Raw genomic sequence first — 13039 nt, 5'->3', positions numbered from 1 at the left:
AGATATAACGTAAAGCCTGTTAAAACGCCAAAAAATAAAAAATAAACTCTTAAACGAATAAACGTTTTTTTAAATGAGTGAAGAAATAAACGAAAACGAACACGAAGAAGAATTGATAAATGAGGGCGAAAATCCTCAAGGAGAAACCATTACCAAAGTTACAGGAATGTACAAAGAGTGGTTTTTAGATTATGCTTCGTATGTAATTTTAGAAAGAGCAGTACCTTCTTTAGAAGACGGATTAAAACCTGTGCAGCGTAGAATTATGCATTCTATGAAAGATTTAGATGATGGGCGTTACAATAAAGTAGCAAATATTGTGGGACATACCATGCAATATCATCCTCATGGAGATGCATCTATTGCTGATGCAATGGTACAAATTGGTCAGAAAGAATTGCTGATTGATATGCAAGGAAACTGGGGTAATATCTTAACAGGAGATAGAGCTGCTGCTTCTAGATATATTGAGGCACGTTTATCTAAATTTGCTTTGGATGTTGTTTTTAATCCGAAAACTACAGAATGGAAATTGTCTTATGATGGTAGAAGAAAAGAACCAATAGATTTACCTGTTAAGTTTCCGCTTTTATTAGCACAAGGTGCAGAAGGTATTGCTGTAGGTTTATCAACTAAAATATTGCCACACAACTTTAATGAACTAATTGATGCTTCTATAAAATATTTAAAAGGTAGAAGCTTTAAGATTGTTCCTGATTTTTTAACAGGTGGAATTGCAGATTTTACCAATTATAATGATGGAAAAAGAGGAGGGAAGGTTAGAGTAAGAGCAAAAATTTCTCAACTAGATAAAAAAACGTTGGTTATTAATGAGATTCCGTTTTCTACAACAACATCGTCTTTAATTGATAGTATTTTAAAAGCCAATGATAAAGGTAAAATTAAGATAAAAAAGATTGAAGATAATACAGCTGCAGAAGTAGAAATTTTAGTGCATTTACCACCAAATGTTTCTCCTGATAAATCTATTGATGCATTATACGCTTTTACAAATTGCGAAACTTCGATTTCTCCTTTATGTTGTACAATTGAAGAAAATACACCCGTATTTTTAGGGGTTTCTCAGTTACTAAAACACTCTACAGATTTAACAGTAGAATTGTTAAAAAGAGAGTTAGAAATTCAGTTAAACGAATTAGAAGAACAATGGCATTTTTCTTCTTTAGAAAGAATTTTTATAGAAAACAGAATTTATAGAGATATAGAAGAAGAAGAAACTTGGGAAGGAGTAATTGAAGCTATAGATAAAGGTTTACAACCGCATATTAAACATTTAAAACGTGCAATTACAGAAGAAGATATTACACGTTTAACAGAAATCAGAATTAAGAAAATATCAAAATTTGATATTGATAAGGCTAAACAATTTATTGAAAGTTTAGAAGATAAAATTGCAGGAGTTAAACATCATTTAGCCAACCTAATTGAGTTTGCAGTTGATTATTTTAAAACTCTAAAAACAAAATACGGAAAAGGAAAAGAACGTAAAACAGAAATTAGAATTTTTGATGATATTGTAGCTTCTAAAGTTGCCATGAATAATGCAAAATTGTATGTAAATAGAGAGGAAGGTTTTATTGGAACTTCTTTAAGAAGAGATGAATTTGTTTGTGATTGTTCTGATATTGATGATATTATTGTCTTTAGAAAAGATGGTAAAATGATGGTAACAAAAATAGACTCTAAAACTTTTGTAGGTAAAGATATTATACATGTTGCTGTCTTTAAAAAGAAAGACAAAAGAACGGTTTATAATTTTATGTATAAAGATGGTACTAAAGGACCTTCTTATATGAAACGTTTTAATGTTACTGCTGTTACACGTGATAAAGAATACGATTTAACTAATGGTAGCAAAGGTTCTAAGGTATTGTATTTTACTGCAAACCCTAATGGAGAAGCAGAAGTTGTAACCATTAATTTACGATCTGTTGGTTCTGTTAAAAAGTTAAAATGGGATATAGATTTTGCAGATTTAGCTGTAAAAGGAAGAGGTGTTAGAGGTAATACTATTTCTAAATTTCCTATTAGAAAAGTAGAATTTAAATCTGCTGGAGTATCCACTTTAAAACCTCGTAAAATTTGGTTTGATGATGCTGTACAACGTTTAAATGTTGACCAAAGAGGGGAGTTGTTAGGAGAATTTAGAGCAGAAGATAAATTACTTATTGTTACTCAAAGTGGAAAAGCAAAAGCTGTAAAACCAGATTTAGCAATGCATTTTGAAGATGATATGATTGTGCTAGAAAAGTGGAAACCAAACAAACCATTATCTGCAATTTATTTTGATGGAGAAAAAGAACGTTATTATGTAAAACGTTTTTTAATTGAGACTCCAGAAAAAGAAGAAACTTTTATTTCTGAACACGCCAAATCTAAATTAGAAATTATAGCTACAGATTATAGACCAATTGCAGAGGTACAATACTCTAAAAGAAGTTTAGAAAATGAAGAGCTTAATTTTGAAGATTTTATTGCAGTAAAAGGTATTAAGGCTCAAGGAAATCAATTAACGGTTGATAAAATTAAGAACGTTAATTTATTAGAATCACTGCCTTATGAAGAACCAGAAGAAAAAATTGAAGAAGTAGAGGTTGTAGATGAAGAAATTGTTGAAGAAAAATTACCAATTGATATACCAACTATAGAAAAATCATCAACTTTAGAAATACAAGATAAAGAAGATAAAAAGAAAGCACTTTTGAAGAAGGCAATTCAGAAAAAAAAGGAGAATACTGATGATGATACTCAACAGAGTTTGTTTTAGAATAATTAAATACAATTTATAAATTGAAGTTACAATATTATCTCTCTCTATCTGATTTTTTAGAATATCAACTTTATACTTCATCAAAATCTCAATTACATAAAAAGAAAAGATTTCGTTCTAGAGTTTCAATACCAATTTTATATTTTTTAATTGGTCTTTTTTTAAGTTATCAAAATAATGATATCACTATAGTTTTTGTTTTTTCAATAGTGTCAATTCTATGGTTTTTATTCTACCCAGTGTATTCTAAATGGAGATATAAAAAGTATTTTTTTAAATATATTAAAGAAAATTATAAAAATAGAATCAATAAAGAAGTAGAGCTTATATTTAAAGGAAACCATATTTATGGTAAAGATGTTTCATCTGAAACTAAAATTAATTCTTCTGAAATTAAAGAATTGATAGAAATTAAATCGCATTTTTTTATAAAATTTAAAACTGATATTTCATTAATAATTCCAAAACATTGTATTCAAAATCAAGAAGAATTTAAAAAAATATTTTCAGATTTAAAAGTTGGTTATATTAATGAAATAACATGGAAGTGGAAATAATACAATTATTATGAACAAAATAGGATTAATTGGAGGTATTACACCAGAATCTACCATTTTATATTACCGTATTTTAAACGAATTGAATGCAAATTCTTTAGGAAAACCTCATTCTGCTAAAGTTGTTATTAATTCTTTTGATTTTGGAGAAATATCTAAATTACAAAAGGAATCTAATTGGGGGCAATTAAATGTTCTTATGGCAAATGCTGCCAAAGATTTAGAAAACGCAGGTGCAACTTGTATACTTATTTGTGCAAATACTATGCATTTGTGTATAGAGGCTGTAAAAAATGTAGTTAAAATTCCTGTAATTCATATTGCAGAAGCTACATCTAAAAGTATTCTTAAAAAGCAACTGAAAAAAGTAATTTTATTGGGTACAAAATATACAATGGAAAAAGATTTCTTTGTAACTATTTTAAATTCTTTTGGTATTGAAGCTGTAATACCTGAGTTAGAAGATAGAAACGAAATTCATAGAATTATTTATGATGAATTAGCAGCTGGAGAAATAAAAAAATCTTCTAAAGAACAATACCTTTCAATAATAGATAAATTATTAAAAAATGGAGCAGAAGGTGTAATTTTAGGTTGTACAGAAATTCCTTTATTAATAAAGCAAGAAGATGTTTCTGTTCCTGTATTTGATACCACTAAAATTCATGCAACTGCAGCTTTTAATCTTGTAACTAAATAAACTACACTTTTTATAGTATCGATTATTTTTTTATCTTTAGAATATTATAATTTAAAGCTAAATATTGTGTATCACTATATAAAGATTATTTAATGAGATTTAGAATTACCCTACTATTTCTTTTTTGTCAATTTGTAGTCTTTTCTCAAGAAGAAATTTATTTTTTTAAAGATGCTGATAACGTTCTTTCTCTTGCAGATGTTAAGAAGGAAAAGTTTTCCGTCTTAAAAGACGATATTAGAGAAGGTTATGATAATGCAACTTATTGGTTTAAAGTTCCTGCAGATAATACAGACTCTGTTTATATTTTTAAATTTCTTTATGATAGGTATCATGAAGCAGATTTATACCAAGATACTTTAAAGTTAGATAGAATAACAAATCAAAGGTATTTGAGTTATCAATTTTCAAGAAAATATGATTTATATGTAAAAGTAAAACCAAAACTACATTCCTATATACCTATTGAAGTTAAAAAGTTAGGAGCTTCTTTTTATAAAGACAAAAAAAACCTTTTATTTAATGGTTTTTATTATGGCTTTTCCTTTTTAATAATTTTATACAATCTAATTTTTTTCTTTTTATTTAAAGATAAAGTTTTTATTTATTATTCATTTTTTCAAGCAACTTTATGTTTTGGTATTTTTACCATGGATGGAATGTTGAATTTTTATAACATATTTGGAAATTTAAATGAATTTTTAATGGTTGCAAATTACCTTTTAATGGCTTTCTTTTCATCTAAATTTGCAGTAAGTTATTTGTTTTTAGATACTTATTTTCCTAGATTAAAAAGACTCACTTTTATTTTTGGAGTAAGCATAGTTGTAACTGCTATATTATATTTAATATTTAAAAACTATTATTATTTATTGGGTTTAAATTTATTTGTTTTCTCTTTAATAACTCTTTATTGGATTTGTGGTATTTTATTATTTAATAAAAATTTCTATACAAAAATTGTTGTCATTGCTGATGCAATAATACTAATTTCTGCTATCGATTTTTTTGTATTAAAATTTTTAGGAATTTCTATAATAAATATTGATGCTGTAAGTATTAAAATTGGTGCTTTTATTGAAATGATTATTCTTTCTATTGCGGTTTTATATAGAATGGATGTTTTAATTAAAGAAAATAGTTTTATGAAAGATGAAATTATTAAATATTCTGAAAATCTAACTAACAAATCTAATTCAGCAGAAGAAAATAAAAGACGTTTTATAGATGATTTAAGTTTAAGAGAAAAAGAAATTTTTGATTTAATTGTACTATCTAAAACAAATAAAGAAATAGCAAATGAATTAAATATTTCTATTAATACAGTTAAATTTCATGTAAAAAATATATATGAAAAACTAAATATAAAAAGTAGAAAAGAAGCAGTATTGCTTGAAAAAGTATAATAACAATAGGGAGTTTAGGTAAAACTACCCATAAACTACCCTAGGTAAAACTCTTAATATAGAGGATTATATTTATTTTTGATAAAAAGTTAAAACATTATAATTCCTCCAATTTTTTTATCAATAACCTTCAGTATTTTTAATATTGAAGGTTTTTTTATTTCATTTTTTCAAAGAAAGTTAATTGGTAATTAGGTAACAAATTAGGTTTTGTAATTTTAATGATATCCTTTAAAACTAAATCTGGTCTTGTAGGTGCTAATTCATAATATATAATTCCACCAGTTTCCCCTTTTTTGGTTGAAGGTGTAAATATTTGATCTTTTTTGAATGCCTCAAATTGGCTGTAAAGTTTGTTGCTTTTTAACATTTGTTCTTTTGATGAAAAGTAACCAGGAGCTATCCAAAAATTAGCTTCTTTAGCTTTGTCAAAAACACTCTCAAAACTTAAAGAAAGACTACCTTTTCCTTTAGAGTTTTTCCATAGATAATCTAGATTGCTATCTTTTAAATATTGAGCAACAAAACTTTCACCAGCAGGTAAATTCCAAATGTCTTTACTCATAATTGCACCAGAAAGAATGGTAGGTTTTTGTTCAGATTTTAAAGCAATATTTTTGGCATCGTTATAATTAGATTCAATTACCTTAAAAATACTATCTGCTTGTTTTTCTTTATCAAACAAAACTCCAAAAAACTTAACCCATTCAGCTCTACCTAAAGGAGTTTCTTCTAACCAATCTCCATTATAAATAACATTAATTCCAGATTTTTTTAAAGTGGTTAAAGTTTTATCTGCAGATGAAACACTATATCCTACAACCAATTCTGGATTTAAGTCCAATAAAATTTCAGTATTTAAAGAAGATTCTTTTCCAATTTCTTTAATCTTACCAGAATCTATGAGTTTTCGTGTTTTTTTTGAAGAAACATATTTAGAATAAGGAAAACCAACAATAGCCTTTTCTTCATTTAACAACTCTACCATTGGTATATGAGTAGTAGAGGTAACAACTATTTGCTTTATAGGAACTTTAATACTTAGTTGAGTTTCTTTAATGTTTTTTTTTGAATTTTTTTGATAAATGGAGTATTTAGTAACTTCTTTAGAATTCTGATATGCAGATTTTATAATTAGTTTTTTAATTCCGTTTTCATTAATAATATCAAATCCTTTTGCATATTTAATACTACTTTCGGTCTTATTTATACTTACAGTTTTAGCTACTTCTTTTTTACAAGAAATTAAAGTAAAGATTAAAATGGCATAAATAATTTTTAAATTTTTCATTAAGAATATATCTGATTTTCTTGTTCTTGAACTCTTATAAAAGTAGTTCTTTTTGTTAATTCTTTAAGTCTACTTGCACCAACATATGTACAGGTAGATCTAATTCCTCCTAAAATATCTATAATTGTATCTTCAACTTTTCCTCTATAAGGAACTTCAACAGTTTTCCCTTCAGAAGCTCTATATTCTGCAACACCGCCAACATGTTTGTTCATAGCAGTTTCAGAACTCATTCCGTAAAAAATCTTATATTTTTTTCCGTCTTTTTCAATTAAGTTTCCTCCACTTTCTTTATGACCTGCAAGCATACCTCCTAACATTACAAAATCGGCACTACCTCCAAATGCTTTTGCAATATCTCCAGGTGTTTTACATCCACCATCAGAAATTATTTGACCTCCCATACCATGAGCAGCATCTGCACATTCTATAATTGCAGATAATTGAGGATAACCAACACCAGTTTTAACACGAGTTGTACAAACAGAACCAGGTCCAATACCAACTTTAATAATATCTGCTCCTGCTAATAATAATTCTTCTACCATTTCACCAGTAACTACATTACCAGCAATTATTACTTTGTTTGGATGATTCTTTCGCATTTTCTGAACAAAATTTACAAAATGTTCAGAATATCCATTGGCAACATCAATACATATAAAATTAATAGATGGAAATTCTGTTAAAATTTGTTTTACTTTATTAGAGTCATTTTTTCCTGTACCAGTACTAACTGCTAAATTTCTTAGAATTTTTTCATCAGCTTTACTTGCAAAATCTCTCCATTCTTCTATAGTATAATGTTTGTGTATTGCAGTAAACATATTATGTTTACCTAGAGCTTTTGCAATTTCAAAAGTACCAACAGTATCCATATTAGCAGCCATAATTGGTATTCCTTTCCAAACTATATTGCTGTGTAAAAAGGTAAATTCTCTTTCTAAATTTACTTGCGACCTCGATTTTAGAGTAGATCGTTTTGGACGAATCATAACATCTTTAAAACCTAATTTTAAATCATTTTCTATTCTCATATATTTTAAAAATAATTAGAGTTTAAAGATATTAAAATTGTGTACGATTTTATTAGATTGTTAATAAGAATGCATATATATTTGTACCGATATTGGTTTTAATGTAATAATCAAATTGCATTAAATTAAAAGGGAATCTGGTTAAAAACCAGAACTGTACCCGCAACTGTAAGCTATAACGCTTGTAACTAATTCTTTAACCACTGTTTTTTTAAATGGGAAGGTTTGTTACAAGACGCAAGTCAGGAAACCTGCCAGATATTTAAATTTTTAAAAACTTTCGGGATAAAAGTTATTTAAGGTATGGTAAAAAAATATGTAACCTTTTTATGTTTTTTAATTTCTGTGAATTTAGTTGCACAGAAAGATTCTGTTGTTGTAAAATTAGATGAAATTTTCTTGCCAATTTCTAAAGTAAAAGATTTCTCTAAAGGGTATTTTAAAACTAAAATTTCAGATAGTTTAATAGGTAGAAATATAAACTCTTTAACAGATATTTTAAAGTTTAATTCGTTCATTTATTTTAAAGAAAATGGATTGGGTATGGTTTCATCTCCTTCTTTTAGAGGAACCAATGCTTCTCAAACTGCTGTAATTTGGAACGGAATAAATATTAATTCTCAGTTAAATGGTCAAACAGATTTTAATACGATTTCTTCAAATTCTTTTGATAATATTACAGTAAGAAGTGGTGGAGGAAGTGTGCTCTTTGGAAGTGGTGCTATAGGAGGTACTGTTTATTTAAATAATACAATTGAATTTTTAAAGCAACAAAATCATCAAATTCTATTAAATTATGGAAGTTTTAATACTTCTCATTTTAGTTATAACTTTAAGAAAGCCAACGCTAAAAGTTATTTAAAATTAGGTGTAGGTTATAATAATTCTGATAATGATTTTGAATATTTAAATTCAAACTTAATTAATGAAAACGGCTCTTTTTACAATTATAATTTTGATGTTAATTTTGGTTATAAATTAAATAGTAATAATGAGTTAAAAATATTCTCAAACTCATTTTTTTCAGATAGAAATTTATCAAGAACTTTAAATGCGCCATCTAACGATTCTTATAAAGATATTAGTCTTAAAAACCTTGTAGATTGGGTTCATTATTTTTCGCCTAAAGAATCTTTGAATACTAGGTTTGCATATATTTTTGATGAGTATAAGTTCTTTGATGATTATACAAACGAAGCTATTTTTTCTATAGGATCTGCAAAAAGAAAGATTTTAAAACTAGATTATAATAACTCCATATCTAGAAAAATTCAATTAAATGGAATTTTAGGTTTTGAAACAACAAAAGCAGAAGGTACAAGTTTTTCGACTAATAAAAGAGATGTTTTTTCTGCGATATTTTCTTACAATCATTTGTTATCAAAAAAATTAAGTTACGGTCTTCAGTTTAGAAAAGAGTTTTTAAAAGAGTTTAATTCTCCTCTGTTATATTCATTAGGAATTGAACAAAAAATAAATAAACATTACATCATATCTTTTAATACTTCTAAGAATTTTAGAATACCCACGTTTAATGATTTGTATTGGCAACCTGGAGGCAATTTAGATCTTAAACCAGAAAAATCTTATCAGTTTGAAATTGGAAATTCTCTAACTTTTAAAAACCTATCTGTTAGCTTAAATGGATTTTATATTAAATCATCAGATTTAATTCAATGGGTACCAAACCAAACAGGAAACTGGAGTCCTTTAAATGTAAACAGTGCAAAAAATATTGGTTTAGAACTAGCGTTAAACTTCAAGAAATCTTTAGGTGATCATAACTTTAGCTTACAATCAAATTACTCGTATACTAATGCTAAAGATTTAAAAACTAATAAAAGATTAATTTCTGTACCTATTAATAGGGCAAACTTTTTATTCGATTATTCTTTTAAAGAATTTAAAATTTATTATCAACACTTATTTAATGGAAATGTAGAGTATTTAGTTAATACAATACCATCATTTTCAGTAGCAAATTTGGGAGTAAATTATCAATTACCTTTTCTAAAAAACAAACCTATAATTGGTTTTAAAATAAATAATATCTACAATAAATATTATCAGAATACCTTAAGCAGGCCTATGCCTGGGGTGAATTATCAAATAACAACAAATTTTAATTTTTAAAAGTAATGAATATCAAAAAAACAATTTTTTTAGTAGCACTTTCAGGTGTATTATTTGCATCATGTAGTAAAAACGATGAACCAGAATTACCAAAAGGTGATTATGATAATGGAATTTTAGTATCTAATGAAGGAGCTTTTTCTGGAGGAACAGGAACAGTAAATTATATTTCAAACGACTATTTAACAGAAGAAGAAGCAATTTACAATAAAGTTAACAGTGCTAATATAGGTACAGTATTACAATCTATTGGTTTTAATGGAGATGATGCATATTTAATAGCAAATGTTGCTAATAAAATTTCTGTTGCAGATAGATATACTATGAAAAAAATAACAGAAATTAGTTCTGATTTAAATAACCCAAGATATATTGCTTTTGCAAATGGTAAAGGTTATGTAACTAACTGGGGTGCTGGTTCTGATACTACAGACGATTTTATAGCTGTAATAGATTTATCAACAAATACAGTTACTTCTACAATTTCTGTTTCTGAAGGACCAGAGCAAATAATTGCTAATGGTAATACTTTATATGTTTCGCATAAAGGAGGTTGGGGAACAGGTAGTTCTGTATCTGTTATAAATGCAGAAACAGATGCATTTGTTAAAAATATTTCTGTAGGTACTTTACCAGATGAAATGTTTATTGATAATAGTGGAAGATTAGTAGTTTCTTGCGAAGGAAAAGCGGTTACATCTTGGAATCCTACAGAGGTTTTAGGTAGTTTAGTACGTATTAATACTTCTTCAAATGAAATTGAATCTACAATTAATTTTAATACTGAATTTCATCCAAATAGTATGAGTTTTAGTGATGGATCAATTTATTTATCTACTTCTTCTAAAATTTATAAAATGGAAGAAAATTCAACTCAAATTCCAACTACTGAAGTTATTACAACAACAGTTTATGGTTTTTCTGTAAATGATGGAAAAATTTATGTAACAGATGCTAAAGATTACCAATCTAATGGTAGTTTAAAAATATTTGATGCATCTACAAACTTAGAATTAAAAGAATTTACTGTTGGTTTAATACCTGGTAAAGTTTATTTCAATTAAAAGTAAAATTTATTTTAAGGGAATATTGTTAGTATAAAGAAAATTAAAAGGCTCTCATTTGAGAGCCTTTTTTATTATAATAATTTTTTAACTTCATTTTTAATAAATGAAATTGCTGTATCTGTTGGTGGTAATGTATTAGAATATTCTATAATTACATTTTCTCTAAATTTATTTGCATTTTCAGAAGTTTCAGCCACTTGCTTTAATTTGTTTATAATGGCATTTTTTGTTGCTAAAACTGCTGTCCAAGAATCATCAGAAATATAAATTTGCTGTACCATATTATGCTCAAATTCTTGTTCTATACTTGCTATTAAAAGCTGTAAGTAATCGTTTGTATTTTCTGATATTGGTTTTACTCTAACCAATATTTTTATCGGATTTATACGTTCACAAAACAATAACATTCGCTCATAAGCTTGTAATTTAATAGGCAAAGATTCTTTTTTTCTATCAGCTAAAAGTGTTAGTTTTTTTTCTGAATTTTGTTGTTTTATAAACCCATTAAACATGTAAAAGGCAACTAAACCTGTAACTATTGCAGGTAATATATAAGCAATACTTTCTATTAATTTGTCTTCCATATATTAGAGTAAATTTAGTGTGTACAAATATAAAATTCCTAAAAAAATAGCCAACCCAAAACTCAATAAAGTTCCTATTAAAATGTATTCTGTTAACTTTCTGTCTTTAGATGATGTTAAATCTCCAAATCTAAATACAGATTTTGCTGCCAGAAAAAAACCAATTGCTTCCCAATGATTTGTAATTACAAATGTAAATACAAATAAACGCTCCAAAATTCCTATATAACGTCCTGCTTTTGCTAAAGAATCATCATTTTCTTTTTTACTTTCAGGGTTCCATTGTGTAATAATTATTTTTATAATAATTGCAGAAGCAGAACTAACTAATAGTAAAAAAATGATTAATAATAGGTTTTTATCAGTAACTAAATTTTCAATTGAAATTTTTGAATTTGTGTAAATTGTAGTTGCAACAAAAAGCATGAAAACATGTAATATTTGATCTATTAAAAACCAAAATCGTTTTGTTTTCTTCTTTTGAAAGTATAATTTAAGAATATCAATTAAATAATGAGAAACGATAATTAAGAAAAATCCTAACCAATATTCTTTAAGATTAAATTGAAGTATTATGGCTAAAAATATTGCATGTAAACCAATATGATAGTAAAGTTTAGAAGATTTTATCTTTTTTTCTTCTTTGTTTTTTACCCATTTTTCTGGTTGAAAAACAAAATCACCTAAAATATGTGCTAATAAAAATTTTAAAAAAAGAATCATATTTAGTTGATGAATTTTTGTTTTACTAATTGTCTGTATAATTTTTCTAATTGCAAAATTTCATCTAAACCTGCTCTTTTTCTTCGTTCACTTGCACTACTTTCAGAAATATTTAATTCTTTAGCAATCATTTTTTGTGAAGTATTTGGGCTATTCAAATACTTTAAAACAAATGTAGCCGAATTTACAGTCCAATTATCCATAATTAATAAAGCCAAAGCTAAACTTGTGTTTAGTATTGTGTCAAATTCTTGGTTTGTAGAAGCTATTGCTAAACGTTGTTTTTTTAGTAAAACGTCAAAAGCTTTACCACTGTTTATAAAAGCTTCTCCACTTGCTTCTGTTATATTATTGTAATTGTCATTTTTAGAGCCAATTCCTATTGCAATTCTAACATCTAAGTTTTTAACTTTCTTTAAAACTGTTTTTAATTTAAAGGCAAACAATAATGCATCTTCAATTTTTTCTATTTCTATTTGAAAACTATCGCCTCTATAAATTTCCCAAGTTTTAGTAGTTTTACCAACAGAGTTTAGTACCTCTTTTAATAAAGGTATCCATATATTGGAATCTATATTTCTAGAATTGATAATATCACCTGTTATTATACTGGTCATTTGTATTGTTTTTACAAATATATAAAAATATTCGGGTTTTAAGCCGAATTTATAAATATTCGGGTTTTAAGACGAATTTTTAAGTATTCGGGTTTTAAGACGAATTTTTAATGGATAACTTGTGAATAAAAAA

The 13039-nt window shown here is 26.5% G+C and carries 11 protein-coding genes and 1 riboswitch; of the genes, 6 read left to right on the top strand and 5 right to left on the bottom strand.

Features of this window, described 5'->3' with window-relative positions; genetic code table 11:
- Nucleotides 1-73 precede the first annotated feature (73 nt).
- The 4 genes from MPF13_RS10350 to MPF13_RS10335 all read left to right on the top strand — a co-directional run bounded on the left by MPF13_RS10350 (nt 74) and on the right by MPF13_RS10335 (nt 5454).
- A complete protein-coding gene (locus MPF13_RS10350; RefSeq protein ID WP_249982444.1) occupies nt 74-2788 on the top strand; it encodes a DNA gyrase/topoisomerase IV subunit A in 2715 nt (904 codons plus the stop codon).
- A 23-nt stretch (nt 2789-2811) separates the two neighbouring features.
- On the top strand, nt 2812-3348 hold the full coding sequence (locus MPF13_RS10345; protein ID WP_249982443.1) for a YcxB family protein: 537 nt from the start codon (nt 2812-2814) through the stop codon (nt 3346-3348).
- 10 nt (nt 3349-3358) lie between these two features.
- Nucleotides 3359-4048, top strand: a complete 690-nt coding sequence (locus MPF13_RS10340; protein WP_249982442.1) for an aspartate/glutamate racemase family protein — start codon at nt 3359-3361, stop codon at nt 4046-4048.
- A 92-nt stretch (nt 4049-4140) separates the two neighbouring features.
- On the top strand, nt 4141-5454 hold the full coding sequence (locus MPF13_RS10335; RefSeq protein WP_249982441.1) for a LuxR C-terminal-related transcriptional regulator: 1314 nt from the start codon (nt 4141-4143) through the stop codon (nt 5452-5454).
- A 157-nt stretch (nt 5455-5611) separates the two neighbouring features.
- Here the strand turns inward: MPF13_RS10335 and MPF13_RS10330 are convergent, their stop codons facing one another.
- Both MPF13_RS10330 and MPF13_RS10325 read right to left on the bottom strand, forming a co-directional pair.
- Nucleotides 5612-6745 carry an ABC transporter substrate-binding protein gene (locus tag MPF13_RS10330; RefSeq protein ID WP_249982440.1) on the bottom strand — a complete coding sequence of 378 codons (1134 nt, stop codon included), beginning with the start codon at nt 6743-6745 and terminating at the stop codon, nt 5612-5614.
- Entirely contained in the window at nt 6745-7782 is a 1038-nt protein-coding gene (locus MPF13_RS10325; RefSeq protein ID WP_249982439.1) for a GMP reductase, read from the bottom strand. Before MPF13_RS10325 ends, MPF13_RS10330 begins: the two co-directional genes overlap by 1 nt.
- Before the next feature lie 76 nt (nt 7783-7858).
- Nucleotides 7859-8056, top strand: a riboswitch (cobalamin riboswitch).
- A 29-nt stretch (nt 8057-8085) separates the two neighbouring features.
- Between MPF13_RS10325 and MPF13_RS10320 the strand changes: the two genes are divergently transcribed.
- Both MPF13_RS10320 and MPF13_RS10315 read left to right on the top strand, forming a co-directional pair.
- Entirely contained in the window at nt 8086-9915 is a 1830-nt protein-coding gene (locus MPF13_RS10320; protein WP_249982438.1) for a TonB-dependent receptor plug domain-containing protein, read from the top strand.
- A gap of 5 nt (nt 9916-9920) precedes the next feature.
- Nucleotides 9921-10979, top strand: a complete 1059-nt coding sequence (locus tag MPF13_RS10315) for a YncE family protein (RefSeq protein WP_249982437.1) — start codon at nt 9921-9923, stop codon at nt 10977-10979.
- Nucleotides 10980-11053: 74 nt separating this feature from the next.
- Here the strand turns inward: MPF13_RS10315 and MPF13_RS10310 are convergent, their stop codons facing one another.
- The 3 genes from MPF13_RS10310 to MPF13_RS10300 are packed head-to-tail and all read right to left on the bottom strand — an operon-like array spanning nt 11054 to nt 12906.
- Complete coding sequence (locus MPF13_RS10310) at nt 11054-11566, bottom strand: DUF7935 family protein (protein ID WP_249982436.1); 513 nt, start codon at nt 11564-11566, stop codon at nt 11054-11056.
- A gap of 3 nt (nt 11567-11569) precedes the next feature.
- Nucleotides 11570-12289 carry a DUF3307 domain-containing protein gene (locus tag MPF13_RS10305; protein WP_249982435.1) on the bottom strand — a complete coding sequence of 240 codons (720 nt, stop codon included), beginning with the start codon at nt 12287-12289 and terminating at the stop codon, nt 11570-11572.
- 2 nt (nt 12290-12291) lie between these two features.
- Complete coding sequence (locus tag MPF13_RS10300) at nt 12292-12906, bottom strand: SatD family protein (protein WP_249982434.1); 615 nt, start codon at nt 12904-12906, stop codon at nt 12292-12294.
- Nucleotides 12907-13039: the final 133 nt, after the last annotated feature.

Source organism: Polaribacter sp. Z022, from assembly GCF_023555495.1.
GTDB lineage: Bacteria > Bacteroidota > Bacteroidia > Flavobacteriales > Flavobacteriaceae > Polaribacter.
Note: the sequence above shows the minus strand (reverse complement) of the source record. Positions and strands in the feature narration are given on the sequence as shown.

Coding starts and splice junctions, on each gene's coding strand:
- MPF13_RS10350 (WP_249982444.1), top strand. CDS start 74: ATGAGTGAAGAAATAAACGAAAACGAACACGAAGAAGAATTGATAAAT.
- MPF13_RS10340 (WP_249982442.1), top strand. CDS start 3,359: ATGAACAAAATAGGATTAATTGGAGGTATTACACCAGAATCTACCATT.
- MPF13_RS10335 (WP_249982441.1), top strand. CDS start 4,141: ATGAGATTTAGAATTACCCTACTATTTCTTTTTTGTCAATTTGTAGTC.
- MPF13_RS10330 (WP_249982440.1), bottom strand. CDS start 6,745: ATGAAAAATTTAAAAATTATTTATGCCATTTTAATCTTTACTTTAATT.
- MPF13_RS10325 (WP_249982439.1), bottom strand. CDS start 7,782: ATGAGAATAGAAAATGATTTAAAATTAGGTTTTAAAGATGTTATGATT.
- MPF13_RS10320 (WP_249982438.1), top strand. CDS start 8,086: ATGGTAAAAAAATATGTAACCTTTTTATGTTTTTTAATTTCTGTGAAT.
- MPF13_RS10315 (WP_249982437.1), top strand. CDS start 9,921: ATGAATATCAAAAAAACAATTTTTTTAGTAGCACTTTCAGGTGTATTA.
- MPF13_RS10310 (WP_249982436.1), bottom strand. CDS start 11,566: ATGGAAGACAAATTAATAGAAAGTATTGCTTATATATTACCTGCAATA.
- MPF13_RS10305 (WP_249982435.1), bottom strand. CDS start 12,289: ATGATTCTTTTTTTAAAATTTTTATTAGCACATATTTTAGGTGATTTT.
- MPF13_RS10300 (WP_249982434.1), bottom strand. CDS start 12,906: ATGACCAGTATAATAACAGGTGATATTATCAATTCTAGAAATATAGAT.